25 protein-coding genes are annotated in these 25,871 nt (G+C 61.5%); 9 read left to right on the top strand and 16 right to left on the bottom strand.

The window, feature by feature from the left end; all coding sequences use genetic code 11:
- The gene (locus tag HGP16_RS15580) at positions 1 to 1,164 is read right to left on the bottom strand and encodes an adenosylhomocysteinase (protein ID WP_168840926.1); all 1,164 of its coding nucleotides are present in this window, start codon (positions 1,162 to 1,164) and stop codon (positions 1 to 3) included.
- A gap of 126 nt (positions 1,165 to 1,290) precedes the next feature.
- Complete coding sequence (locus HGP16_RS15585) at positions 1,291 to 2,196, bottom strand: LysR substrate-binding domain-containing protein (protein WP_168840927.1); 906 nt, start codon at positions 2,194 to 2,196, stop codon at positions 1,291 to 1,293.
- Positions 2,197 to 2,460: 264 nt separating this feature from the next.
- Here HGP16_RS15585 and HGP16_RS15590 point away from each other — a divergent pair, with 264 nt between their 5' ends.
- From HGP16_RS15590 to HGP16_RS15600, 3 genes are all read left to right on the top strand, one after another.
- Complete coding sequence (locus HGP16_RS15590; protein ID WP_205926568.1) at positions 2,461 to 2,958, top strand: NUDIX hydrolase; 498 nt, start codon at positions 2,461 to 2,463, stop codon at positions 2,956 to 2,958.
- A gap of 96 nt (positions 2,959 to 3,054) precedes the next feature.
- A complete protein-coding gene (locus HGP16_RS15595; protein ID WP_168840928.1) occupies positions 3,055 to 4,590 on the top strand; it encodes an inorganic phosphate transporter in 1,536 nt (511 codons plus the stop codon).
- 71 nt (positions 4,591 to 4,661) lie between these two features.
- Positions 4,662 to 5,399: a 16S rRNA (uracil(1498)-N(3))-methyltransferase gene (locus tag HGP16_RS15600; protein WP_168840929.1), complete on the top strand. Its 738-nt coding sequence runs from the start codon at positions 4,662 to 4,664 to the stop codon at positions 5,397 to 5,399.
- 4 nt (positions 5,400 to 5,403) lie between these two features.
- Here the strand turns inward: HGP16_RS15600 and HGP16_RS15605 are convergent, their stop codons facing one another.
- Positions 5,404 to 6,018, bottom strand: a complete 615-nt coding sequence (locus HGP16_RS15605; RefSeq protein WP_168840930.1) for a LysE family translocator — start codon at positions 6,016 to 6,018, stop codon at positions 5,404 to 5,406.
- 243 nt (positions 6,019 to 6,261) lie between these two features.
- Here HGP16_RS15605 and HGP16_RS15610 point away from each other — a divergent pair, with 243 nt between their 5' ends.
- From HGP16_RS15610 to HGP16_RS15620, 3 genes are all read left to right on the top strand, one after another.
- Positions 6,262 to 7,635 carry a glutamate--cysteine ligase gene (locus HGP16_RS15610; protein ID WP_168840931.1) on the top strand — a complete coding sequence of 458 codons (1,374 nt, stop codon included), beginning with the start codon at positions 6,262 to 6,264 and terminating at the stop codon, positions 7,633 to 7,635.
- Between the two features lie 135 nt (positions 7,636 to 7,770).
- Positions 7,771 to 8,640, top strand: coding sequence for a DUF937 domain-containing protein (locus tag HGP16_RS15615; RefSeq protein WP_168840932.1), 870 nt, complete (start codon positions 7,771 to 7,773; stop codon positions 8,638 to 8,640).
- A gap of 127 nt (positions 8,641 to 8,767) precedes the next feature.
- A complete protein-coding gene (locus HGP16_RS15620) occupies positions 8,768 to 9,646 on the top strand; it encodes an aldo/keto reductase family oxidoreductase (RefSeq protein WP_168840933.1) in 879 nt (292 codons plus the stop codon).
- Positions 9,647 to 9,654: 8 nt separating this feature from the next.
- Here HGP16_RS15620 and HGP16_RS15625 read toward each other — a convergent pair whose 3' ends face one another.
- The 3 genes from HGP16_RS15625 to HGP16_RS15635 form a co-directional block, all read right to left on the bottom strand.
- Complete coding sequence (locus HGP16_RS15625) at positions 9,655 to 11,253, bottom strand: ABC-F family ATP-binding cassette domain-containing protein (RefSeq protein ID WP_168840934.1); 1,599 nt, start codon at positions 11,251 to 11,253, stop codon at positions 9,655 to 9,657.
- 150 nt (positions 11,254 to 11,403) lie between these two features.
- Positions 11,404 to 11,982, bottom strand: a complete 579-nt coding sequence (locus HGP16_RS15630) for a dienelactone hydrolase family protein (protein ID WP_168840935.1) — start codon at positions 11,980 to 11,982, stop codon at positions 11,404 to 11,406.
- Positions 11,983 to 12,171: 189 nt separating this feature from the next.
- Positions 12,172 to 12,471: a DUF1127 domain-containing protein gene (locus HGP16_RS15635; RefSeq protein WP_168840936.1), complete on the bottom strand. Its 300-nt coding sequence runs from the start codon at positions 12,469 to 12,471 to the stop codon at positions 12,172 to 12,174.
- Positions 12,472 to 12,672: 201 nt separating this feature from the next.
- On the opposite strand from HGP16_RS15635, the gene HGP16_RS15640 reads away from it, so the two are divergent.
- Entirely contained in the window at positions 12,673 to 13,626 is a 954-nt protein-coding gene (locus HGP16_RS15640; RefSeq protein WP_168840937.1) for a LysR substrate-binding domain-containing protein, read from the top strand.
- A 36-nt stretch (positions 13,627 to 13,662) separates the two neighbouring features.
- Here HGP16_RS15640 and HGP16_RS15645 read toward each other — a convergent pair whose 3' ends face one another.
- The 5 genes from HGP16_RS15645 to guaB form a co-directional block, all read right to left on the bottom strand.
- Complete coding sequence (locus tag HGP16_RS15645; RefSeq protein WP_168840938.1) at positions 13,663 to 14,295, bottom strand: TetR/AcrR family transcriptional regulator; 633 nt, start codon at positions 14,293 to 14,295, stop codon at positions 13,663 to 13,665.
- A 206-nt stretch (positions 14,296 to 14,501) separates the two neighbouring features.
- The gene (locus HGP16_RS15650) at positions 14,502 to 15,383 is read right to left on the bottom strand and encodes a dienelactone hydrolase family protein (RefSeq protein WP_168840939.1); all 882 of its coding nucleotides are present in this window, start codon (positions 15,381 to 15,383) and stop codon (positions 14,502 to 14,504) included.
- A 144-nt stretch (positions 15,384 to 15,527) separates the two neighbouring features.
- Positions 15,528 to 15,950, bottom strand: coding sequence for an MAPEG family protein (locus tag HGP16_RS15655; RefSeq protein WP_168840940.1), 423 nt, complete (start codon positions 15,948 to 15,950; stop codon positions 15,528 to 15,530).
- A gap of 42 nt (positions 15,951 to 15,992) precedes the next feature.
- Positions 15,993 to 16,583 carry a hypothetical protein gene (locus HGP16_RS15660; protein WP_168840941.1) on the bottom strand — a complete coding sequence of 197 codons (591 nt, stop codon included), beginning with the start codon at positions 16,581 to 16,583 and terminating at the stop codon, positions 15,993 to 15,995.
- 3 nt (positions 16,584 to 16,586) lie between these two features.
- Positions 16,587 to 18,071: an IMP dehydrogenase gene (gene guaB / locus HGP16_RS15665; RefSeq protein WP_168840942.1), complete on the bottom strand. Its 1,485-nt coding sequence runs from the start codon at positions 18,069 to 18,071 to the stop codon at positions 16,587 to 16,589.
- A 388-nt stretch (positions 18,072 to 18,459) separates the two neighbouring features.
- Between guaB and plsY the strand changes: the two genes are divergently transcribed.
- Complete coding sequence (gene plsY / locus HGP16_RS15670; protein WP_168841107.1) at positions 18,460 to 19,131, top strand: glycerol-3-phosphate 1-O-acyltransferase PlsY; 672 nt, start codon at positions 18,460 to 18,462, stop codon at positions 19,129 to 19,131.
- Between the two features lie 53 nt (positions 19,132 to 19,184).
- Here the strand turns inward: plsY and HGP16_RS15675 are convergent, their stop codons facing one another.
- Complete coding sequence (locus HGP16_RS15675) at positions 19,185 to 20,057, bottom strand: MBL fold metallo-hydrolase (protein ID WP_168840943.1); 873 nt, start codon at positions 20,055 to 20,057, stop codon at positions 19,185 to 19,187.
- A gap of 347 nt (positions 20,058 to 20,404) precedes the next feature.
- On the opposite strand from HGP16_RS15675, the gene HGP16_RS15680 reads away from it, so the two are divergent.
- Positions 20,405 to 21,835 carry an MFS transporter gene (locus tag HGP16_RS15680; protein WP_168840944.1) on the top strand — a complete coding sequence of 477 codons (1,431 nt, stop codon included), beginning with the start codon at positions 20,405 to 20,407 and terminating at the stop codon, positions 21,833 to 21,835.
- An 80-nt stretch (positions 21,836 to 21,915) separates the two neighbouring features.
- On the opposite strand, the gene HGP16_RS15685 is transcribed toward HGP16_RS15680, so the two are convergent.
- The 4 genes from HGP16_RS15685 to HGP16_RS15700 form a co-directional block, all read right to left on the bottom strand.
- Positions 21,916 to 22,653 (bottom strand): RlmE family RNA methyltransferase, encoded by a 738-nt coding sequence (locus HGP16_RS15685; RefSeq protein WP_168840945.1) that lies wholly within the window; start codon positions 22,651 to 22,653, stop codon positions 21,916 to 21,918.
- On the bottom strand, positions 22,650 to 24,233 hold the full coding sequence (locus HGP16_RS15690) for a Ppx/GppA phosphatase family protein (protein ID WP_168840946.1): 1,584 nt from the start codon (positions 24,231 to 24,233) through the stop codon (positions 22,650 to 22,652). The genes HGP16_RS15685 and HGP16_RS15690 overlap by 4 nt, the downstream gene beginning before the upstream one ends.
- A gap of 144 nt (positions 24,234 to 24,377) precedes the next feature.
- Complete coding sequence (locus tag HGP16_RS15695) at positions 24,378 to 25,181, bottom strand: anti-sigma factor family protein (protein ID WP_246703489.1); 804 nt, start codon at positions 25,179 to 25,181, stop codon at positions 24,378 to 24,380.
- On the bottom strand, positions 25,174 to 25,818 hold the full coding sequence (locus HGP16_RS15700) for an RNA polymerase sigma factor (RefSeq protein ID WP_168841108.1): 645 nt from the start codon (positions 25,816 to 25,818) through the stop codon (positions 25,174 to 25,176). The genes HGP16_RS15695 and HGP16_RS15700 overlap by 8 nt, the downstream gene beginning before the upstream one ends.
- Positions 25,819 to 25,871: the final 53 nt, after the last annotated feature.

Below are 25,871 nucleotides of genomic sequence, written 5' to 3' on the forward strand. Positions count from 1 at the left end.
TTACCGCGCCAGGTCGAGATAGGCGGAGGCGACCAAGGCGTCGATATCGGCCGGAACGGGGATGACGCAAGCTTCGCCACCGAGGCCGCCCTTGGCGACCCGCTCCAGGCAACGGGACTGCAGCGTAAAGCCGAGATCCATGGATTCGATGGTATTGCCGAGCGGACGCGGACCGGCCAGATTGGCCATGTGACCGCCGCCGAGAATATGGAAGGTGCGGCCGTCGCGCATGCGGATCGTCTCGATCTGCTCGGCTTCGTAGCAGTCGATGCCGGCGACCTCGGGACTGTTGCGGAAGCCTTCGACATCGATCTCATGCGGGAAGTGGCCGCCATTCATCAGGATCGCACCGTCCTTGATCAGCGGCAAATCCGCCGTCGTGACGATATCGCGGAAGCCGGTAACGGTGATCAGGATATCGGCGGAGCGGATTGCCGCTTCGCGCAGCGGCGTCGAGAAGCCGTCGAGATGGGCTTCAAGCGTTGTAACCGGATCGATATCGACGACGCTGACTGCGGAAAACGCATTGCGGAAGCATGCCGCGGTACCCTTGCCGCAAGCACCATAACCGAAGACGGTGACGCGTTTGCCATTGGTGGATCGATTGGTAAAGCGCAGATAGCTCTCGAACAGGCTCTGCCCCACCGCATGTCGGTTTTCGGCGAATTGCTTGATCGGGCTGTCGTTGATGACCAGGATCGGCATGTCGAGCCTGCTGCGCATCGGTATGAGCCGGGCCCGGCCGGATGTGGTTTCCTCGGTGCCGCCGAGCAGATTGTCATAGGGCTTATCGGCCGCGCGGGCGAAGAGATCGCCGCCATTGTCGAGGAGCAAATCCGGCTTTTCCGCCAGGATCGCATCGAGGCTCGCGCCATGCTCCTCGGCGTCGCGGGTCTGCGTCGCAAAGACCTTTATGCCCTTCGCCCGCAGGTAGTCGACCGTTTCGGGCTGCGTGCTGTTGAGATTGCCGGTGCAGACGAGGCCGGCGCCGCCGGCGCGCAGCGTCATCAGCAACGCGACCGTTTTCGGCTCGAGATGGATGCCCGTGCCGATGGTCAGGCCGGCAAAGGGTCTGGTGTCGCGGAATTCCGCCGCCGTGGCCGCCAGCAACCGGCAGCCCTGGGCAACCCAATCGATGCGGGAAAGAGAAGAAGACTGATCCATGACGCGCTCCTGCCGGCTGGTTCCATATGGCGATCTGGCATGGCGGGAGGTTGGCTGTCGATGGACATTGCAATGCCTCACATGGCAGAAAATCTGCCATAGAGATCCGATCGGACAGATGGCCTGCTAAGCCTGTTCGGCCCCTGCCTTGCTCAGCCAATCGGCCAGCCGGACGAGAGCCGGATCCTTCACATCGCCGCTGCGGATACTGAGGCTGTAGCCGGCCGGTCTTCGAATGAAGCCGTAAGGTGCCACCAATGTGCCGCGATCGATATCGTCACCGACGGCCGTGCGCGGCGCGATGGCAATACCGAGCCCTGAGCGAGCGGCTCCGATCGCAAGCAGCAGATCCTCGAATTCGCGATTGCCGGCGAAGCGAATGGGTACGCGGCCGCTTTCCACGAACCAGTCGCTCCAGAGACTTGGAGCAGAGCGGCTTGCAAGCGCCACAGCATCGGCAAGTGCCGAGACATCGGCCGAGAGGCCAAGGCGATCGGCGAGTTCCGGCGTCGCGACCGGCCCGAATTCATCCTCCATGAAGCGGATCGCGGTGATATCACGCGTCGGCCGGTATTCACCGCCCATGATGACGGCCTCGAGATCCGGGCGCTTGGCCAGAGGCTCCACCGTTGCCATCGGCACGATATCCATATCGATGTCCTGAAGCGCTGCCTGCAGGCCGGCGGCGCGCGGCATCAGCCACCAGATCGCGAAAGCCGAGGGCACGCCGAGCCGGATGGACCGCCTGCCTTCGATCGAAAGTTCCGCCGAAGCCCGTGCCAGGATGCCGAGGGCGACACCGACCGAATCGGCGAATGCCTTGCCCTTCGCCGTCAGCACCAGCCTGCCATTCTCCCGATCGAACAGGGCGATACCGAAATGGGCTTCCAGCAAGTTCAACTGCTGCCTGACGGCGCCGCGCACGACCCCGAGTTCATCGGCGGCCTTCAAAATGCTGCCGCGCCGCGCCACCGCATCGAAAGCGCGCAATGCATTCAGAGGTGGCAGACGTCGGGATGCTCGTTCGGACATGACAAGAATTTATCTTTTTTCCCAGTATGATAGCGGCACCATTCAAGCAACTGCACCATCTGCGGCATAAAAATGCTGTTCAATGTCGTTTTCAGCACAATGGCTGGCGAATATCAGAAAACAAAACTTTCGTTTTTTAACTACGAAGCACTGAATAAATTTGTGGGGAAATACCATATAGCGTCATATATGGCGCAAATTTTTTCCACACAATGTTATTATGCAACTCAAGCGTCACTCCAACACCCAAAGGTGATCCGACAATTGGCCTTTCTCAATCGCATAGCGAATGATGTGCAACTTATGTTTCGGCGCCCGCCGCGACAGCAATATGCTGCGCTCTGCTATCGATTGAAGAAGAAAACGGGCGATCTCGAAGTGTTGCTGCTGACCAGCCGCGATACCGGCCGCTGGGTCATTCCCAAGGGCTGGCCGATGCCGGGCAAGCTTTCCCATGAGGTCGCCGCCCGCGAGGCCTATGAAGAGGCCGGCGTGCGCGGCACGGTGGAGACGGAGCCGCTCGGTTCGTTCGGTTACGACAAGGTGCTGAGGGACGGCATTCAGGTGCCGTGCCGCGTGCAGGTCTATGCACTCGAAGTCAGCGAGCTCGCCAAGAACTTCAAGGAAAAGGGCGAACGTTCCCTGGAGTGGGTCTCCTACGAGACGGCGGCCGAACGCGTTCGCGAACCGGAACTGCGCGAGATCATTCTCGCTTTCGCACAGCGGATGACGGCGACTCCCGCCGCAATCCAGGCGAAGTAAGCCATATTAGCCACAAAAAACTGTGTCAGTGTGCGTGACGGATATTGCGCGCCTCATCGGTCAGCGCGATACGAGAGTTTTAATTCAGAGAATTGCATGCCCGACCGACCGGCCACACCGATAAAAAGGACCCTCGACAAGGACCTCGACAAATTCACCTATGTCGAGGACGCGACCCATCACGTCGCAAGACGCCTTGTGGCGCCGGGTATCGGCTTGATCTTTCTCGGCCTCGCCATGGTCTTCGCCGGCATTTACGTGTTCGATCAGCCGCGCGCGACATTGATCTTTGCCGCCGTTGGCCTTGCCGGCTACATGGCCATGAACATCGGCGCGAAGGACGTCGCCAACAATGTCGGCGCGGCAGTCGGCGCGCGCGCGATCACCATGACCCAGGCGCTGGTCATGGCGGCCATTTTCGAGATCCTCGGCGCGACGATTGCCGGCGGCCCGGTCATCAATACCATCTCGGCGCATATCGTCGACACCAATCGCATCGTCAGCATCGGCAAGCTTGCCTGGCTGATGATGGCGGCATTGCTCGCCGCAGCACTCTGGATCAACTTCGCAACCTGGTTGAAAGCGCCCGTTTCGACCACGCATACGATCGTCGGGGCTGTCGTCGGCGCGGGAGCCGCAGCCGTCGGTCCCGAGCTGGTAAATTGGAACGTTCTCGCGGCGATCTCTGCAGGCTGGGTCGTGACGCCCTTCCTTGGCGGCGCTATCGCGGCCGGCATCCTGTTCTTCATCGAGAGCTTCATCGTCTATCGCGACGACAAGATCGCCGCCGCCAGATACTGGATCCCTATTCTGATCGGGTTGATGGCCGGCTCGTTTTCGGCCTATCTCATTGTCCAGCTCGAGCCCAAGAATGCCATCCCGAACCTGCTGAACCTCGCGATCGGCATTATCGTCGGCATGATCGCCTGGCTGGCGGCGCGACCGCTGGTGGCGGCGCAATCGGTCGGGCTCGAAAACAAGAACAGTTCGCTGCGCAAGCTTTTCCGCCTGCCGCTGATCTGCTCGGCGGCGCTGATGTCCTTTGCGCACGGCGCCAACGATGTCGCCAATGCCATCGGACCGCTGTCGGCGATCGTGCGCGACATCGGCCTTGGCGGCTCGCTCGGCGTGGTCGCAGAGACAACCACCCAGAAGGCGCCCTTCTGGGTCGTCATGATTGGCGGCTGCGGCATTTCCGTGGGTGTGCTGCTTTACGGCCCGCGACTCATTCGCCTGCTCGGCGAGCAAATCACCAAGCTCAATCCGATGCGGGCCTACTGCGTTGCCGTATCCGCGGCGCTCACCGTCATCGTCGCGGCCTGGTTCGGTTTCCCGGTGAGCTCGACCCACATTACGGTCGGCGCGGTTTTCGGGGTCGGCTTCTTTCGCGAATGGTATACCGTCCGTTCCAAGCGGCGATTTGCCTATATGCGCAAAAAGGCGGAAGCCGCGGGCATTCCCTGGCTTGAGCCGGAATCCGCGGACGAGCGCAATCCCGATGAAGTTCATCGCCGGCGGCTGGTGCGCCGCTCGCATTTCATGACCATCATCGCGGCGTGGGCGATCACCGTGCCGGTCGCGGCCATGCTTGCCGCCGCCGTATATTGGGTTATGGTCGCACTCTTCATTTAGGGCGGTTCGGCTTCTCACCGGGTCTTCGAGCCGCTCCATCTCACTGCTCTAAGCAATTCCGGGGGTAATCCATGCGCGCCAACTTCCGCATGCAGCGGCTGTTCGTGACTGCAGACATCAAGGCAGGCGTCGCCATCGAGGCCGACCAGGATCAGTTCAACTATCTTGCCAATGTTCTGCGCCTGGAGGATGGCGCCGAGCTGCTCATCTTCAACGGCCGCGACGGCGAGTGGAAGGTAAGCGTCTCCTTTCCCTCGCGCAAACGCATCCTGCTGACGCCGATCGAAGAAACACGACCGCAGCCGGCCCCATCCGACCTGCATTATCTCTTTGCGCCGCTGAAGGTCGGGCGGCTTGATTACCTCGTGCAGAAGGCCGTGGAAATGGGTGCGGGTCTGCTGCAGCCGGTCATGACGCAGCACGTCCAAGGCAAGATCACCAATCTGGACAAGGTCAGGGCCAATGTCATCGAGGCGGCGGAGCAATGCGGCATTCTTAGCATTCCCGATGTCGCCGAGCCGGTAAAGCTCGCCGACCTGCTCGCCCGCTGGCCGCGCGAGCGTCGCATCATCTATTGCGACGAAGGCGATGCCGGGCAGAATCCGCTGCCGCTGCTGACGCGGGTCAAGGAGAAGCATCTGGCGCTGCTGGTCGGCCCCGAGGGCGGTTTTTCCGAAGAGGAGCGCGCGCTGCTGCGCAGCCTCGATTTCGTCAGCGCCATTCCGCTCGGGCCGCGCATCCTGCGTGCCGACACGGCGGCCGTCGCGGCCATGGCAGTGATCCAAGCGGCGATCGGCGACTGGAACTGAGCGTTCACTCCAGGACCGCAACGACGGTTGCAACGATCAGCAGGATCGCCAGCGATATGTTGACGATCCGCGAGACTTTCGGATTTTGAAGGAAGCGGGACAGGGAAGCGCCGACAAGAAGCCATACCATATGGATGGCGACGATCATTCCCGTCAGCAGCACGACCTTGAGGGCTGCGTCCAGCAGCCTTCGGTCCTGAAACAGGCTGACCCCGGCAAAGACGGCAGCAATCGCCAGGTAGGCCTTGGGGTTGGCGACGGCCAGCAGGAAGCCGCCGGAGAAGGCCGGAACCGCGGCCCGATCGTCGCGGCGCGACAGCGGCGGCGCCGTGGCGATCTTGAAGGCGAGATAAAGGATATAAACGGCTGAGATCGCCGTCAGCAGGAAGGCACCGTGCGGCACCGACAGCAGGATCGCAACGACACCGGCTGCAACGGCGAGCAGGACCATGACAGTGCCCGCGATAAGGCCGGAGACGTAACCGAGCGACCGCCGGAAGCCATAGGCCGCCCCCATCGCCGTCGCGCTGATCGTCGAGGGGCCAGGGCTTCCCATGATGACCAGCGAGGCCAGAAGCAGCGTCAGTATAGGATAGTAAAGGGCGTTCGTGCCGTTCATTGATATGCTCCGCTTGACGTCAATCGAAGCAAAACTATCCGTGCTCACGGCGAGACGTCTTGAACGCTTGTGCAAATATACCGGCGGCCGGCACGGCTGTGATGCACTGGCGAGACACAAAATCCTATTTTTTTGAACGACCCTTGAAAGAAATTCACTTGCACCGTACCTCAATCCGCGTCAATCACCCTCCTATTGACCTGCGGCTTGCGCGGGTGCTTCTCCGAGATCTAAGGTAATACCATGGCGCGCGATACCACCGACCAGACTCCGCTCTCCTCGGTCTCGGAAATGACGGCCTATCTGGCTGCCGGCAACAAGCCGAAAGAGAAATTCCGCATCGGCACCGAGCACGAGAAATTCGTGTTCTTCCGCGCCGACAACAGCCCCGTGCCCTATTTCGGCGAGGCCAGCATTTCCGCGCTCCTCGAAGGGCTGCAGAAGAAAAGCGGCTGGGATCCGATCATGGATGGCGACAACATCATCGGGCTCGGCGAGCCCACCGGCATGGGTGCGATCTCGATCGAGCCGGGCGGCCAGTTCGAACTGTCGGGCGCGCCGCTCGAAACCATCCACCAGACCTGCAAGGAATCGAACAACCATCTGGCGACGGTGCGCGAGATCGCCGAGCCGATGGGCATTCGCTTCCTCGGCGTCGGCGGCAGCCCGAAATGGACGCTCGCCGAAACGCCGCGCATGCCGAAATCGCGCTACGAGATCATGAGCCGCTACATGCCGAAGGTCGGCACCAAGGGCCTCGACATGATGTACCGTACCTGCACGATCCAGGTGAACCTCGATTTCTCCTCGGAAGCCGATATGCGCCGCAAGATGCGCGTGTCGATGAAACTGCAGTCGCTGGCAACGGCGCTCTTCGCCTCCTCGCCCTTCACGGAAGGTAAGCCGAACGGGCTTTCCTCCTGGCGCGGCGACATCTGGCGCGATACCGACAACCGTCGCAGCGGCCTGCTCGATTTCACCTTCCGTGACGATTTCGGCTTTGAAGACTATGTGAAGTGGGCGCTCGACGTTCCCATGTATTTCGTCGTTCGCGACGGCCGCTATCACGACTGTACGCATGTCACCTTCCGCCAGTTCATGGACGGCGCGCTGAAGGGCGAAATCGCCGATTGGGAACCGACGATGGGCGACTGGACGAACCATCTCTCGACGCTGTTTCCCGACGTACGCCTCAAGCGCTTCCTCGAAATGCGCGGCGCGGACGGCGGCCCCTGGCGCCGCATCTGTGCGCTGCCGGCCTTCTGGGTCGGCCTGCTCTATGACGACGAGGCGCTGACGGCCGCCGACGAGCTGACCAAGGACTGGAGCTTCGACGAGGTCAACGCGTTGCGTGACGTCGTGCCGGCGCAGGGCCTGAAGGCCGCGATCAAGGGCCATGGCCTGCTTGACGTGGCGCGCGAAGTGGTCGGCATTTCCCGCCTTGGTCTGAAGAACCGCGCGCGCCTGAACGGCGACGGGCAGGACGAAACCGTCTTCCTTTCGCCGCTCGACGAAGTGCTCGCCAAGAAGGGCACGCTCGCCGACGACCTGCTGATGCTCTACAACGGCCGCTGGAACCAGTCCGTCGAGCCGATCTTCGAGGAATATCAGTATTGATATCCGGTCGGCCGCCGTCATCGCCTCGATGAGATGACGGCAGAAACCGGTATGCGCTCTCTTTTTTCCGCTATAGTATCGTCATAAAGCGCCGCCTGATTCCGAAGCGGCCTCATAGCGGGGAAAGGGACTTCGATGCTGCCACTCTTCGACATGATGATGCAGGCTCAGAACGGCGCCGCCACGGAGGCCATGGCCAAGCAGTTCAATCTTGCGCAGGAGCAGGCGACGAAGGCGATGGCCGCGCTGATGCCGGCATTTTCTTCCGGCTTCAAGCGCAGCGCGACCGATCCTTACAACTTCGTCGGCGTCATGCAGGACATAACGTCAGGCAACTACGCCAAATACTTCGAGGATATGACGAAGGCCTTCACGCCCGAAGGCATTGCCGACGGTAATGCCGTGCTCGGAAGGCTGTTCGGCTCCAAGGAGGTTTCCCGCGCGATTGCGGCGCAGGCTGCGCAGATTACCGGCATCGGCCAGGAGATCTACAAGCGCATGCTGCCCGCCATGGCCGATACGCTGATGGGCGGTCTCTTCAAGGAAACCAGCGGCCAGATCTCACAGATGGCCAATCCCTTCCTCAATACCGATATGGGCGAGATGATGCAAAGCTGGCTGCGGAGCATCGGCTTCGCGCCGAAGCAGCAGCCGACGCCGCAGGCGAGCATCTTCGACAATCCCTTCACCCAGGCGATGGAGCTGATGTTCGGCGCCGATTCGGCCAAGCGCGAAAAGCCGGCGCAGACCAATCCGTTCCTCGACAATCCCTTTGCCAGAGCTTTTCAGGACATGATGAAGAACTTCCCGATGCCATCAGAGCCGCCGAAGGAAGAACCGAAGGCCAAGCCCGCCGCCGGCGTCGACATGGCCGCCTACACCGAGATGTTCAACGCCATGTTCGATAGCGGCCTGGAAGTGCAGAAGAGCTATCAGAAGAACATGGAGGCGATCTTCGACAGCTATTTGAAGACGCAGGACAAGCCGGCACCCAAACAAGAGTGACGGCGGGGATCGTCACTTTCGACGCCTGTCGATTGTTCGCAATTCCGCACAGCCCGTGCGCATTGCGCCCGCTTATCATACACTGAGACTGAGCCTATTTCTGCTTTCATCTTGAAAGGAGATAGCCATGTCCAGCATCGATCAATCCGGCGGCTTTACACTTGGGGACCGTAAGGTCAAACGGCTTGGCTACGGCGCCATGCAGCTCGCGGGCCCCGGCGTGTTCGGCCCGCCGAAGGACCATGACACTGCACTGGCGGTTCTGCGCGAAGCGATCGCCTCCGGCGTCAACCATATCGATACAAGCGATTTCTACGGTCCGCATGTGACCAACCGGCTGATCCGGGAAGCGCTCCACCCCTATCGCGACGATCTCGTCATCGTCACCAAGATCGGCGCGCGACGCGGCGCGGATGCATCCTGGCTGCCGGCCTTTTCCCGGGAAGAGCTGACACAGGCGGTGCATGACAATCTGCGCAACCTGGGACTGGATGTGCTCGATGTCGTCAATATCCGCATCATGTTCGACGTGCATGGTCCGGCCGAAGGGTCGATCGAAGCACCCCTGACAATCCTGGCCGATCTCCAGCGGCAAGGTTTGGTACGTCACATCGGGCTCAGCAACGTCACAGCCAGCCAGATCGCCGAGGGCCGCCGGATTACGGAGATCGTCTGCGTACAGAACCAATATAATCTTGCCCATCGCGCAGACGACGCCCTGATCGACACGCTTGCCCGCGACGGCACCGCTTATGTGCCCTTCTTCCCGCTCGGCGGATTTTCGCCGCTTCAGTCCTCGGCCCTGTCCGATGTGGCTACCCGGCTGAACGCGACGTCGATGCAGGTGGCGCTCGCCTGGCTCTTGCAGCGCGCACCGAACATCCTGCTCATTCCGGGCACATCGTCGCTTGCCCACCTCAAGCAGAATATCGCAGCCGCCGAGCTGAAGCTGCCGGAGGATGCGGTCGCGGAACTCGATCGCATCGCCGGCGCTGGCCACGCCTGACGCGATCTTCAGCTATTGGAGACAGTTCGGGCAGGCAGCTCGAGCCGTCTCTCGATTCCGATGTTATCGAGAAACACCTCATCATGGCTGACGACGAGAAGCGCGCCGTCATAGGCGCGCAGCCCGGCTTCGACCGCCGCAATGGAATCGATATCCAGATGGTTGGTGGGTTCGTCGAGAATCAATAGCGAGGGCGGCACTGAGCCGCCAAGCACGCAGGCGAGCCCGGCACGCAGAAGCTGGCCGCCACTGAGGCTGGAAACGACCTGCAGCGCGGCATCGGCCCTGAACATGAAGCGCGCCAGGGCGGCACGGCAGGCATTCTCATCGGCATTCGGATTGAGCTTGCGGAAATTGTCGCGGATCGACAGCGATGGGCCGAGGAGACTGACCCTCTGGTCCAGTAGAGCGGAACGGACGACCCGCACCGTTCCGCTCCAGGGTTCCAGCGCACCTGATATCAGCGCCAGCAGCGTCGTCTTGCCCGAGCCATTCGGCCCGGTGATGGCGACGCGCTCCGGTCCGGTGATGACAAAATCAAAATCGCGCAGGATCGGCCGTTCAGGTTCGTAACCGGCTGTGACGCCCTCCATCCGCAAGACGATCCTGTTTGCCGGCAATCCCGATGTCGGCAGCTTGACGGTCAGCGGCTGCAGAATCTCGATCTTTTCGCGGGCGGCGGCGGCATCCTGCAGGACCTGAGCGCGGCGTCGTTCGGCGAGCCGCGTATTTTCGCCGCTCGTCATCTCGCTTCGCTCCTTCATCCCGCCGAGCAGGATGCGCGGAATGCCGCCCTTGGCCGCCATCTTCCGGCCCGCCTTGTCCCGCCGGGCCTGTCGCTCGACGGCCGCCTGCGCGCTCCTCTCCACTTCAGCGACTCGCTTCTCCGCCTCGGCGAAATCATGCTCGGCGGCGGAAAGCTCCAGCGCCTTGCGTTCACGATACTGGCTCCAATTGCCGCCATAGCGCGAGGCACCGAGCGATGTCAGCTCGACGATCGCATCCATGGTATCGAGCAGCTCCCTGTCGTGGCTGATGACGATGGCGCCCGCCCTCCAGCCGGAGAGCAGATCGATCACCGCGGCGCGACCATCGCGGTCCAGATTGTTGGTGGGTTCATCGAGAATCAGGAAATCGGGATCGTCGACGATAAGGGCTGCAAGGCCGCAGCGCGTGCGCTGTCCGCCGGATAGCGTCACGAGGGGCGTTTCCGGCGTGACGTCAAGCCCGACGCGGTCAAGTGCCGCGGCGATGCGCGCCTCGAGCGTCCAGTCCGCCGAGGCGAGCTCTTCATTCGTCGCTTCGCCAGCTTCCGCGCGCTTCAGGACGGCAAGGGCTTCGCTCGCATCGAAGAGATCGGCAACGGTTTCGTCCGCCCTCACCTGCACGCTCTGACGCAGGATGCCCAATCTGCCGTTGAAGGAGATGCTGCCGGATTGCGGCAGCAAGTCTCCGGCGATGAGCTTTACCAGCGTCGTCTTGCCGACGCCATTGCGGCCGACAAGGCCGGTGCGCTCGGCGCCGAAGCTCAGATCGAGATGGGAAAAGAGCGGCCGGCCGTCAGGCGTGGACCACGAAAGATTGGATAGAACGATGGATATGGGCATGAGCAAGAATTTCCCTGATGGCAAGGCTGAACGGCATTGCGGTCGAGGTGGAATCCATTGCTGCACACATCCTGTTGGTATTGCTGATGCCCATAAACTAAGCGGCGAGCGGCTTCAGTTCAAGTCCGGCGCGCAAAGTCAGAGGCAAGTTCAACCCTTGGCGTCGATGGCATCCAGGAAGTCGATGACGCGCTTCCAGGTAAGATCGGCCGCCTTGGCGTCGTAATCGGGCAGGCTGGTATCGGTATAGAGGTGGCCGCCGCCCGGATAGGTGAAGACTTCCGCCGATATGCCGGATCGGTCCGCCGCCTGCCGCCAGGCAGCAACCTCCTCCGCCGGTTCGAACGGATCGGGGTCGGCCAGATGAAGCTGCAGCGGCAGGTTCTTGCGGGCATTGTCGGCAATGGTGGCAAGGCCATGCAGCAAGAGGACACCGGCCGTCTTTTCCCGTTTGGGCCAGAGGCTGGATGCGACGCCGGCACCCATCGAAAACCCGGCAAGCACGGTCGATGCCGGCAGGCCGGCCAATGCCCATTCCGCCCGCTCGCAAATCGTCGGCCAGCCAATCTCATCCTTGAATTCGAAGCCCTCTTCGATCGATCGGGCAATCAGCCCATCATAGAGATCCGGCGCGAAAGCCTTGTGCCCCGCGGCCTGAACGCGCTCGACCGCCTCATGCTCGAGCGAGCGCAAGCCGTAGACGGAGTGGAAGAAGATCACCGTTGCCATCGTCGAATCCCTGCTATCTGATCACATGAAGATAAGACAATTGCTGCCGGAGGCAACTTGTCCGCGTATGATCCATTGCGAAAACACGGTCTCCAGAAAGAAAAAACCCGGTGTTGGCCCTTAGGCCGAACACCGGGAAAGAGGCAGGGCTTATTGGCTATCACCCTGCGGGGAAACTATTGTCCGCCATCAGCCTCTAACGCTGCTGAAGCCGGAGATGCGCGAGCAGCGACGCGCGGAATTGGTGAGATGGCCGGACGGATCCCCGAAAAAGGTCGAGGTGGTCAGCGCAGCGTTCAAATCCTGCCGGGTGAGGCCGATATCGCGCAACTGATTATCGTTCAGCTCATTCAGATATTCGATTTCCTTACGATTTCGGATTGCGCGCCAGGTCGATGCGACATTGCCCAAAGCAAGCATCATGCGTGCCGTCAGCGACAGCGATGGCGTTGCAAGGCCGAGGTCAAGGGTCCGATCTGTCGTGCGCATTTCCGTAGTCCTTCCTTTGCGGCACACGCCAGCCAAGCCCCTTTCCGATGATCCGGAAAAAGGGCGGAGGCCGGGAGGAGTTCGACAAGAGTGTCTGTTCGATTGGTATGCTGAATTGCATTAGGAAGATGCCAAAGCCCTATTGATCAGTCCAACGAATGTTTCTAATGATAACTATCAAACTCCTTTATAGGTGAACTCATGTCCGCGCCGCTTGATATCGATCAGTTGCAGACCTTCATCGCCATCGTGGATTCCGGCAGCTTCACCAAGGCGGCCGACCGGGTGTTCAAGACGCAATCGGCCGTATCCATGCAGATGCGCCGGCTGGAAGAGCGCGTCGGCAAGCAGCTTTTCATCAAGGACGGGCGCGGCAACCGCCTGACGGCCGAAGGCGAAAAACTGCTGAACTACGCCCGTCGCATCATTCGCCTGAACAACGAGGCGATGGCGGCTTTCGACGACAACAGGCTCGAAGGCACGCTGCGCATCGGCACGCCGGACGATTATGCCGACCGCTATATGCCCGAGATCATCGGCCGCTTCGCCAAGACGCATCCGAATGTCGAGCTCTATATCGTCTGTGAGCCCTCGGTGGATCTTGCCGAGCGCATGCATCGCGGCGAACTCGACATCGCGCTGGTCACCCATAATCCGCGCGAGCGGATGTCGGATGTGGTCAGGACGGAACCGCTCTGCTGGGTCGGCTCGGCCAACCATCCGCTGCGCGACGATGCGCCCATTCCGCTCGCGGTCGGGCGGCGCGACTGCCAGTGGCGCCAGCTCGCCTGCTCGGCGCTCGATGCCGGTGGCCGCGACTATCAGATCCTGTTCACCAGCTGGTCCTGCACCGTCGTTGCCGCGGCCGTGCTTGCCGGCATGGCGGTATCGGTCATGCCGGAATCCGCGCTCAGGACCGGCATGAAGGTGCTGACCCAGGCGGACGGCTTCCCGCCGCTACCGCCGGTGCAGATCGGCATCATGAAGCGGCCTGGGCTTTCCGTTTCATTGATGAACGCGATCACGGCGCATATCTCGGCCTGCCTGGACAACATCACGCCGGCTGCGGTCGACGATGACCTCGATGGCGAGGTGAAGACCTTAACGCGCTTCTATCCGCGGCTGCGCGCCGGGCATATTCTGCCGGGTTGGTGACCTCGGGGCTCACCAACCAATTACCTTTCGTCAAAGTTACGGGGCCGGTTCCGCCAGCAAAGTTGTGCGGATCACCTGCTTCCATTCATGCAGCATGCGCACGGCCATCTCATTGTCGCTCATGATGGCAAAGCGAACGGATGCGCCGATCAGATGGCTGAAAAGCTGGGTGCGCGCCGTCAGGTCGATGCGGCTTTCAGCCGGCAGGAATGGCCGAATGCTTGTCAGGAATATGTCGGCGACGCGATTGCTGTGCTGTATGTTGAGCTGCAGGATATCCCTGTCGATATCCGTACCGAGCCAGACGCCAAGATAGGCGGGATCGCTGCGAAACTCGTGGTAGTACCAATCGATCATGCCGCAGACCAAGTCGATGGCGTGATCGAGCGATGTTACGGTCGAAAAAGCTTCCCCGACCTTTTGCTGAATGAGACGGGAGTGCCGGTCAAGCAGGGCTCCGACGATTGCGGCCTTGTCCGGGAAATATTGATAGACGGAACCGATCGGAATCCCCGCGACAGCGGCGAGCTCCGTCATCTTCATCGCGCTGACGCCCTTTTCGGCGATCAGCCTGGCAGCGACCGATAGGATGACGTCGACGCGCTGAATGCTTCGCTCCTGCTGCGGCCTTTTGCGGAACGTGACGCGGTCGGGCCTATCCGGATTCATTCTTTCTCCGTTTCATTTTCATACTGAACGACGCTGGACACGGCAGACGCTATGACACCAGACGCGTTCAATGCGCGTAAACGGGAAAAGTCCAATTTTAATCATTACTTAGGTGCCGTTGCCGTTATGAAAATCGAGGCCGGAACATGGTTTCGACCTCGGTAATCAACGGATGGCTGACACGCCGCTATTAACGGCTTGTGTCGTTACGATACATATTTCTTCAGAAAATCGACCGTCCTGCCCCAGGCGAGATCGGCCGCCCGCTTATCGTAGCGGGCAGCCGAAGTGTCATTGTTGAAAGCGTGGTTGACCCCGTCATAGACGAAGATCTCGAATGTCTTGCCACCCGCCTGCAGCTCCTTGCGATAGGCATCGATACCGGCGTTGATGCGATCGTCGAGGCCGGCATAATGCAAGAGCAGAGCCGCCTTGATATTGGGCACATCGCTTGCCTGCGGCTGTGCGCCGTAATAGGCAACGCCTGCCTTCAGCTCAGGCGAGATCGTCGCGAAACGATTGACGAGACCGCCGCCCCAGCAGAAGCCGACCGCGCCGACCTTGCCGTTGGCGCCATCGGCCTTGGCAAGATAGGTCAGGCTCGCTTCGGCATTGGCGGCCGTCAATGCTGGATCGAGACCGGTGAACATATCGCGTGCCTTGTCCTCATCGTCAGGCGTGCCGCCGGACGGAGAGAGAAAATCCGGCGCCAGTACCACGAAACCTTCCAGCGCCATGCGGCGGGCGACATCGCGGATATGCGGATTGAGACCACGGTTCTCGTGGATGACGATGACGCCGCCGAGCGTGCCGGCCGCGTCTTTCGGGCGAACGAGATAGCCTTTCATCTCGCCCTTGCCGCCGGCATAGGTCACATCCTTTGCTTCCAGCCTGCTGTCATCGGCGGCGATGACCTCGGCGCTTGCCTTGTTGGCGGCGAGCAGCGGCGCGATCGCGGCAGCAGCGCCGGCGGAGCCCGCAAGCTTGGTCAGCTTTTCCATGAAACCCCGACGATCGAGCGTCAGATGCGTGTATTCGTCATAGGCGTTGATCATCGCCTGCGTCACAACGGGCTTTTCCGTGCTCATGGTCCTGTTCTCCCATTTTCCCCGGCAGCAGACGCAAAGCGACCGCCACCCGCTGACAAGATAGATCAGTGGGCGGCGGGGTAACGGTAAAGGTAAAACACAAATACGTTACCGCAGGTTGTCATCGCGATAACATACGTGGTGTCAGGAGAAGGCAAGCCAGATGCCGAGCCAGACCCACATGCCGACGAGTGCCATAAAGCCGAGCGTAAAGAGTGGGCTGCGATAGCGTAGGTTGTTGCTGGTCACATGCACGAAAGCATGAGCGTAGCGCGTGGCGACAAAGACCCAGGCGAGGATCACGGCCGGCAGATTATCCGCCTGACTGGTATAAAGCACGATGCAGCAGGCGTAAAAGAGCAAGGGAAGCTCGAACTGATTGGCAAGGCTGTTTCGCACCACCAGGCTTTCGGCCGGCTCGTTGGCGGGATGGTTCTCGCGAAATTGCTCGGGCTGGATGCGGCCGGCCTTCACCAGTACGCGGCGGCGCCATCCCAGGAGCGCATAGAGAATGAAGACAAGCACCGCATGCGCCACCATGGGCCAAAACATTTCATAGCCGGTCACGCCGCCAACTCCTTTGGAATCTCCGAAAGTCGATAGGATCAATCAGGACGGCCGCGCGCCGTCGCGCGACAGGTAGCGAAAAATCGCGAACCGGGCCAGTAGAATAACCGTCACCACCAGCGTCAGGAATTTCAGCCTGACGATAACAGGCAGTACGCTTGCAAGAAGCGCCACGGTCGAGTCCGATGGCGTCGCCGGCGGATAAAGCATGAGACCGGCGATATTCTCGGCATAATCGACAACCGTATAGAAGATCGGCAAGCAGAAAATGACTGCGGTCGCGCCGGGAGGGATCGGTCGGCCGAAGAAAAAGCCGCCCGGCCCGATCAGCCGCATCAGGCAGAACAGCAACCCACCCAGCACCAGCGGAAAGATCAGCTCCGGCCCGAGATACATGGAATGCAGGATCTCGGCAGGATCGGGATGATCCTTGAGGTAGCCCAGCATGGCGATGACGTCGTCGCGCTCATAGCCGCCGATGCGCGCATCGAGCATCTGCTGGCCGGTTGCGGCTTCGCTGAACGCTCTGACGAAGCCGGCGTAGATCCAGGCGAAGAGCGCCAGCGAGAGAGCCGCGAGGATCGCCGCCAGGCCCTGCAAGGACCTGGCGCTGTCCTGAGCGCGATCCGCCATCAATCAGCCGCCTGCACCCGGATAGTTCGGGCTTTCACGGGTGATCGTAACGTCATGGGCGTGGCTTTCGCGCAGACCCGCACCGGAGATGCGAACGAAGGTCGCGCGCTCCTGGAAGTCCTTGAGATCGGCGCCGCCGACATAGCCCATAGCAGCCTTGAGGCCGCCTGCGAGCTGATGCAGCACGCCGGAGACAGGCCCCTTGTAGGGAACCTGGCCTTCGATACCTTCCGGCACAAGCTTCAGCGTGTCGCGGACCTCGGCTTGGAAGTAACGGTCCGCCGAACCGCGCGCCATGGCCCCGACGGAGCCCATGCCGCGATAGGCCTTGAAGGAGCGACCCTGGTAGAGATAGACCTCGCCCGGGCTTTCATCCGTGCCGGCGAGCAGCGAGCCGATCATGGCGGCGGATGCGCCGGCGGCGATCGCCTTTGCCAGGTCGCCGGAGAACTTGATGCCGCCGTCGGCGATAACAGGGATGTTCTGATCCTGCGCCGCCTGCACCGCCGACATGATGGCGGCCAGCTGCGGCACGCCGACACCGGCAACGATACGGGTCGTGCAGATGGAGCCGGGACCGATACCGACCTTGACGGCGTCGGCGCCGGCATCGATCAGCGCCCGCGTGCCGTCATAGGTAGCGACGTTGCCGGCCATGATGCGGACCGAGTTGGAGAGCTTCTTGACGCGGGTGACGGCGTCCAGAACGCGCTGCGAATGACCGTGAGCGGTATCGACGACCAGGAGGTCGACGCCGGCGTCGATCAGGCGCTCGGCGCGTTCGAAGCCGTCATCGCCGACGCTGATGGCGGCAGCGGCGCGCAGGCGGCCCTGCGCATCCTTCGAAGCATTCGGGTTCAGCTGCGACTTCTCGATATCCTTGACCGTGATCAGGCCGACCAGACGGCTATCGCCATCGATGACGAGCAGCTTTTCGATGCGATGCTTGTGCAGCAGGCGCTTGGCTTCCTGCTGTTGGACACTTTCCGTGACCGTGATCAGATTTTCGCGGGTCATCAGCTCGTAGATCTTCTGCTGGGGATCCGAGGCGAAACGGACATCGCGGTTGGTGAGGATGCCGACGAGGCGATGCGACTTTTCGACGACCGGGATGCCGGAAATGCCGTGCGCCTTCATCAGGCCGAGCGCCTCGGCAAGCGTCGCATCCGGACCGATGGTGACCGGGTTGACCACCATGCCGCTTTCGAACTTCTTGACCTGGCGAACCTCTTCGGCCTGCTGCACCGGCGTCAGGTTGCGGTGGATAACGCCCATGCCACCGGCCTGAGCCATGGCGATCGCGAGGCGGCTTTCCGTCACCGTGTCCATGGCAGCGGAGAGAATCGGCAGGTTGAGCTCGATATCCTGGGCGATGCGGGTGGCGATATTCGTCTGGCCCGGCATGACCTCGGAGTGTCCCGGCTGCAGGAGCACGTCATCGAATGTGAGGGCATCCAACCCGGTAGACGTTTCAATAATGCGTGCCATGGCCAATTCCTTCGTCTGTGAAAAACAGGAAAGCCCGGAACGAATCGTCTACCGGGCGATCTTGCAAGTGTTGCTTGGAAGTTGGCGAGGGCTGGTAACACGTCTATGACAGGAAGTGAATAGCAAAAAGCGCGGGGCAGATATGCCAATCCCGGCTTCAACACCGAATTCGACCGCGGCCGCACGATTGAGGCCGTTTGGTGCATCTCGTTGTCAGTATTGGAACGTTGAGAATATTTTCGTGCGAGGTGCAGCGAAACGCGATTGCTGGGACTACCCTTCGTTCGCAATGATACTGAATGCAAAACTGTCGTTCAGTCATGAGCTTTGCGACATCGCAATTCCGGCCGGGATCCACGACGGCAAAGACATAGACGAGGTGGCATTTATGACTTTCTGGATAGCGAGCGCAATTGGATTGGCGATCGCTTACCTCTTCGGCTCCGCGCCCACGGGCTATCTGGCGGGGAGACTGCTCAAGGGCGTTGATATTCGGGAGCTTGGTTCCCAATCCACCGGCGCAACGAACGTATTGCGGACGCTTGGGAAATGGCCCACCTTGGCAGTGCTCCTGGTCGATGTGTTGAAAGGTGCCGCGGCGATCGTCTTCGCCCGTTGGTTTTATCCTTGGCTCTCTACATTGGCGTCTGTGACACCGCCGACCGCGCTTAATCCGCAAATCTGGGTGCCCTGGGCTGTTTGCCTGGCAGGATTTGCCGTGCTGCTGGGGCATAGCCGTCCGGTTTGGTTGAATTTTAAGGGCGGCAAATCCGTCGCGACCGGACTTGGCCTGCTGCTGGCGATATCCTCGCCAACGGGTCTAGGGGCTCTGGCGATTTTTGGTCTGGTGTTGGCTGTTTTTCGGATTGTCTCGCTTGGTTCGATCCTGGCGGCCCTGACCGCGATTGCCCTCATCTGCGGCCTGGAACAACCGTTATCCTATCGGCTGCTGGTGATCGCGGGCGGCCTTTACGTGATCATACGCCATCGGGCCAACATACGACGGCTGATGGCAGGCACTGAGCCTCGCCTCGGGCAAAGTGCCATCGTCCAGAACTGAAACGGGATCGCACGTCCGGCAGGTGCGATCCCGTTTACTTTGGTTTGCTTATCTCAAACGTCCAGCTGATAGGTTTTCGGAATGTAGCGGAAGCCTTCCGGCTGCTTTTCGACGAAGCCGACGGCGGGGAAAGGCATGTGGAAGCCGAGGAAGGGAATGCGGTCGGCGGCGATCATGTCGAAGATGCGCCGGCGGGTCTTGGCGGCCTGTGCTTTGTCGGCATCGAAACGGACTTCCCAATCCGGCCGGCCGAGCGACAGGATATAATGGTTAGCGGTGTCGCCGGTCATAACAAGCTGCCTGCCGTCGGATTCCAGATGAAAAACGAGATGGCCGGGCGTATGGCCCGGAGCCAGCATGGCGGTCATGCCGCTGACGATCCGGTCGCCGTCCTTCAGAAAGGTCATCTTCTCGGCAAAGGGCACGACATTGGCAAGCACGGCCTTGTGGCCGCCTTCCGCCGACGTTCCCTCGCGCGCCTTATCGGTCCAGAACCCATATTCGATCTCGCCGCTGACGTAGCGAGCATTCGGAAAGGCCGGGCCGCCCTCCTCCATCAGTCCGCTGATATGATCGCCATGCAGATGCGTCAGGGCGACGACGGTGACCTGCTCCGGCGTGTAGCCGACTGCCTTCAGCCCCTCGCGAAACCGGCCGAGGCCCCGCGCGCGGCCGGCAGCGCCAAAGCCGGTGTCGACGACGATCACATCGAAGCCGGTATCGATGATGGCAGGCGCATAGCTGTTAACAAGCTTTTCCGTCGGCAGGAAATTCTGCTCCAGCAGCTTGCGCACGGTATCGGGCGCCTGGTTGGAGCCGAAGGTCTCCCAGGGATTGTCCATGATGTTGGCGCCGTCCTTGACGACGGTGATGGTGCAGGATCCCAATTTGAACTGGTGCGTGTCTGGGGGCGGGACAGCGGTCATGATCTCACTCCTTGTGCTGATGCGCAACGTAAGCTGCGCCTATCGACATCGCCGGCAGCAGCGGCCAGGAAAGACGTGCTGCTTGACCGAAAAATTGGTCATGACAAGACAATCCAAATCCGCTAATACACCGGGCGACGTTTTATGCGTTTAGCATTTCCATGCTCTTAGCATATGTCAAATCCTGCGGTCCACATCGTGCGGTGGCGGATATCACGAAGACGTGATCCCCAAGCGTTCATGGTGCAAGATCCGGGATTGGCAGCAGCCTCGCACAAGACTACAGAGCGGCTATCGCGCGCCCAGCGACAGCCTTCCCGAAGACAGACCTATCAAGGCGGATGCCTATGAATCGCATCGTTCCGTTGATCCTCGCCGTCGCTCTCTTCATGGAACAGATGGATTCCACCGTCATCGCGACGGCGCTGCCAGCCATCGCCAACGATCTCCATGTCGGGCCGATCACGCTCAAGCTGGCGCTGACCTCCTACATGGTGTCGCTGGCGGTTTTCATCCCGATCAGCGGCTGGATGGCGGATCGCTTCGGCGCGAAGAACATCTTCCGCGTCGCCATCTGCGTTTTCGTTATCGGTTCCATCATGTGCGCCTTTTCCGGCGGCCTGCTGGAGTTCGTCTTCGCCCGCTTCCTGCAGGGCGTCGGCGGCTCGATGATGACGCCGGTCGGGCGCCTCGTGCTGGTGCGCACCACCCAGAAAAGCGATCTGGTTTCCGCCATGGCGCTGCTGTCCATTCCAGCGCTTGTCGGCCCGCTCGCCGGCCCGCCGCTCGGCGGCTTCATCACCACCTACGCCTCCTGGCACTGGATCTTCCTGATCAATGTTCCCGTCGGCATTCTCGGCGTCATCCTGTCGTCGATCTTCCTGCCCGACGTGGAAGCGACCATGCCGCCGAAGCTCGATTTCATCGGCTTCCTGCTGACATCCTTTGCGGCATCCGGCGTGGTCTTCGGCATGTCCGTCATCAGCCTGCCGGCATTGCCGCCCTACATCGGCATCTCCGCCGTCGTTATCGGTTTCGTCTGCGGTTTCCTCTATATCGGACACGCGCGCCGTCACCCGGCTCCGATCCTCGACCTGTCGCTGCTGAAGAATGCCACCTTCCGCGCCTCGGTGACCGGCGGCACGCTGTTCCGCATCTGCATCGGCGCCATGCCCTTCCTGACGCCGTTGATGCTGCAGCTCGGCTTCGGCCTCAACCCGTTCCAGTCAGGCCTCATCACCTTTGCCGGGGCGATCGGTGCCATCTCCACCAAGTTCATTGCCCGCCGGGTCTTTACCGCCGTCGGCTTCAAGACGGCGCTACTTTCAGCCGCGGCCATCACGACCATCACCACCATCTGCACCGGCTTTTTCCAGCCCTGGACGTCGCATCTCATCATCATCGGCATATTGCTGATCGGCGGCTTCTCACGCTCGTTCTTCTTCACCGGCATCAATGCGCTCGCCTTCGCCGATATCAGTGACAAGCAGGCGAGCCAGGCAACGTCGATGAGCTCCGTCATGCAGCAGATCAGCCTCGCGCTCGGCGTCGCCGTCGCCGCCATGATCCTGGAAGCCTCGACCTTCTTCAGCGGCACGCAACTGCAGGTCCGCGATTTCCACATCGCCTTCTTCTGCATCTCGGTGCTGACCGTGCTTGCGACGATCCCCTTCATCCGGATGGATCGCAGCGCCGGCGCCATGGTTTCCGGCCACAAGGCCGGTCTCAAGCGCGTCGACGCCCTGCAGCCGCAGATACAGCAGCCGGTTGCAAAATGATGATGCAATCCTCGTTACGCTTCGGCAAAGCCGCAGCGTAACGAGGGTTTCGTCGATTTATCGATTGGAGATCGCCGGATTTAACGACCGGCGGCGGATTGCTTTTCTTCCGTCTCGCCGTCCGGCTTCCGGCCCTTGAAGCCTTTCGCCAGCAGGAACATTTCCACCGACTCGGCTCGGGATGCGCCCGGCTTCATATGGACGACCTGGCGGAAGTTCTGCTTCAGGAATGCCAGAAGGTCGCGCTCGGTGCCGCCCTGGAAGGTCTTGGCAAGGAAGTGCCCTCCTTCGGCCAGCACTTCGACGGCGAAATGCGCTGCAACTTCGCAGAGGTGCATCGTCCGCAGATGATCGGTGCGGTGATGGCCCGTCGTCGGCGCGGCCATATCCGAAAGCACGACATCGGGCGCGCCGCCGACGGCATCGAGCAGCCGTTGCGGCGCATCCGGCTCCAGGAAGTCGAGTTGGAGCACGGTAACGCCCGGCAGAGGCGCCATTTCCAGAAAATCGATGGCGGCGACGCGAATGTCATCTTCGGTCGAGTCGGTCACCTTGGCGGCGATCTGCGACCAGCTGCCGGGCGCAGCGCCCAGGTCGATGATGCGGCGCGCACCCTTCAGGATCTCATGCTTCTCGTCGATCTCCAGCAGCTTGAAAGCGGCGCGGGCGCGATAGCCTTCGAGCTGGGCACGCTGAACATAGGGATCGTTGATATGCCGATGCAGCCACTGCCGCGACGAGGCCTTCAGCTTCTTTTTTTTGACGCGCTGGCCGAGCTTGCGGCCTGTGCGGTTGCCGGCGATGGTTGGCTTGGTCACGTCTGCGGCCCCTTCATATCCCTCGGTCGATGACCCCGGCGCGAGCGGCCACGCCGCCAAACACCGTCATCCGCCATCATGTCAGTCAGCAGCCCCTCGCGCAGGCCTCGATCGGCAACCCGCATGCGCGGGCTTGGCCAGCGCCGGCGGATCGCCTCCAGAATGGCGCAGCCCGCCAGCACCAGATCGGCGCGATCCGGCCCGATGCAGGGATTGGCGGCGCGGCCGGCAAAATCCCAGGACAAGAGCTTGGCCTGCATCGCGCTCACTTCGTCGTCCGACAACCAAACACCGTCGACCCGACGCCGATCGTAGCGCGGCAGATCAAGATGGACGCCGGCGAGCGTCGTCACCGTGCCCGAAGTCCCGATCAGATGGAAATCGTCGCTGTCTCGCGCGGCTCCCTGCACCGGCGGGCAATCGAAACGCTCGAGCATGCGCTGGACTTCGCACACCATCGTCTCAAACAGCTCCGGCGTCACGTCGCGTCCGCCATGCCGCTCCGAGAGCGTCACGACGCCGACTGGCAGCGAGGTCCAATGGGTGATGTGATTGGCAAGCCGGCTGGAGCGGTTCTCGCCGATACGGATGACGGCAATCTCGGAAGAGCCGCCGCCGATATCGAACAGCACGACCGAGCGCGCCTCCGGCCCCACAAGCGACGAGCAACCGGAAACGGCAAGCCGCGCCTCGGTCTCGCGATCGATGATCTCGAGCTGCAATCCCGTCTCTTCGGTCACGCGCGAAAGAAACGTCTCGCCATTGTCAGCCGCGCGGCAGGCCTCGGTCGCGATCAGCCGCATGCGGCGGATTTCGCGCGTCTTCAGCTTGGCCGCGCAGATGCGCAGCGCCTCCACGGCCCGATCCATGGCATCGCTCGAAAGGCGTCCGCTGGCGCCGAGCCCTTCGCCCAGGCGTACGATGCGGGAAAACGCATCGACCACCCGGAACTGGCCGGGGCGTGTCGGCTGCGCGATCAGCAGGCGGCAATTGTTGGTGCCGAGATCGAGGGCGGCATAGAGGTCGAGCGGGCGGGAATCAGCCTCGGCATAGTGATGCTGCCCCTGGCCTTCGCGTCGCGGCTGCGATTGCCGGTTCGGGCGATGATCGTCATGGGCCGGGGCGTGCGCTTTCGCAGGTATGCTCGCGGGAGCGACGATCTGCGCCGTCTTCTCATGCGCCAAGGGCCGGCCCTGCAGGCCGCGCTTGCTGCGATGCTTGCGCCGGTTCTTGCCGCTCTTATGGGATGAGGCATGGCCGTGATCCGCCGCCGCACGGTGTTCCGGCGCAGGCGAAAGCTGCTGCTGCGTTTGGGAAGCGGATTGCGCACCACCATGCGCTGCGCCGCGTGCACGGCGTCGACGCTTGCGCTTTCTGGCCGGTGAGCCGGCCTCATCCTCTGCTGGGCGTTGCGCCGCCTGGCTGGGCTTGTTGCCTGCCTGGCTGGCCTCCGCAGAATGAGCATTCGGGCGGCCGTGACCGCGCTTACGCTTCGCGCGCCGGGAGGATTTACCCTTCCTGCGCTCTGCTTCCGACGCCCCGTCTGCTTGCGGCGCTGAGCCGCTGTCGGGGTCACTCACGTATCTTTTCCACCGCACCGCGCAAGGCCCTAAGGCATGCTGCAGGCGCTCGTTCGATTTTCGTTGGGCAAAGAATACCAGCAGGATGGGTTTTCGCCAAATTCTTTTTGAATCGCGCCAATTTAGCCGTCGGCGAAACAGCCGTCAGGCGACCAGGCGTCCCCGGACATCAGCCGCAAGTTGCTGCATGCGATCGATCGGCGCATGGCCGATCAGCATAAAGGCATGGGTTGGGCTCGACCAATAGACGACATTCATGCCCTTGCGATTTTCCATATCCGGCGCGGCCGCACCCCTGGCGGATTGGACGATGCAAAGCGCCAGAGGGCCGCTTTCCGGATCGAGATAGGCGATCTGGGCCAACGGCTTGCTGTCGTAATTCAGAATCTGGGCGCGCTTGAATTCGACGCCCGGCATTGCCACGGCCTCCGGCGCCAAAGACAGGCCCAGTTTGGCACCGACCTCATTCAATTGCGCGACCTGCTGCGCATGATCGCCGGCCGGAGCGCTCAGCGTATCCGCCGTATAGAGCGAAAGATATTCCGCAACCACGGCACGCCATTCGGTATCTTCATCCGGCTTCGAAAGCCGATGGCCGATGCCGATCACGGAGCGGTCGACGGCAATGGCGGCGACAAAGCTTGCGGCAACCGCGGCAAGGAAACCACGGCGACCGATGTCGGCAGCACGGGACCTAGGCTTTTCAATTGCGGGAATGGCCGCAAGCATGGCCTCCAGCTTCGCAGCCGGTGCCTCGACAAGCATTGGCTCGAACGCTGCCTTGAAGGGCAGCGTGCTGCGGGACAGGAAATCGAAACGCTCGGCAACACGCTCGTCGTCGGCGATCAATCGTTCGATCCGCTCGCGCTCGGCGGCATCCAGCTCGCCATCGATGAAGGCGGTGAGCTGTTCGTCCGAGGGCATCTGTCCTTTATCCAATTCACTCATTTCCATTCCCCAGTCGCTCACCTCCGGAAGATTTTCCGTCAGCCACTATCCCCATGCCATCCGCAAGTTTTGCCCGCGCCGCCGCCAGCCGGCTCATGATCGTTCCGATCGGCACCTCGAGAATCTCGGCCACTTCGCGATAGGAAAGCCCCTCGACATAGGCGAGAAATACGGCGGTGCGCTGCGCCTCCGGCAATGCCTGCACGCGCTGCAATACCTGCCCGGCCAAAATATGCGTTTCGGTTTCCCGCGCGCCGTCGAAAACCAGTGTCTCGTCGGCATCGACGAAGCCCTGCCCCATGCGCACCCGGCGCGAGCGGACCTCGTTCAGCCATATCGAATGGAGGATGGCGAACAGCCAGCGATCGAGCCGCGTGCCCGATGTAAATTGAGCCGCCCGCTCCAGAGCCCTGACACAAGTCGCCTGAACGAGATCGTCGGCCACGTCCCGCTGGCGCGACAGCACGACGCCATAGCGCCACAACCGCGTCAGATGCTGGGACAAGCCAGCCCTGATATCCTCTTCGCTCGCTATGACATCCTCCGCCGCATTCGCATGTCCGGAAGCCGCCGACCTTTTCGGCGGCTTCATTGCTGTCAGACTATAAGCAGAAATTGCGCTACGAGCGACCGGCATCACTCCCATATTTCTCGCAAAGCTCCCTGCTTACAGTCTTCATCGTTGACCCA

It is taken from the genome of Rhizobium sp. P40RR-XXII (assembly GCF_012641405.1).
Taxonomy (GTDB): domain Bacteria; phylum Pseudomonadota; class Alphaproteobacteria; order Rhizobiales; family Rhizobiaceae; genus Rhizobium.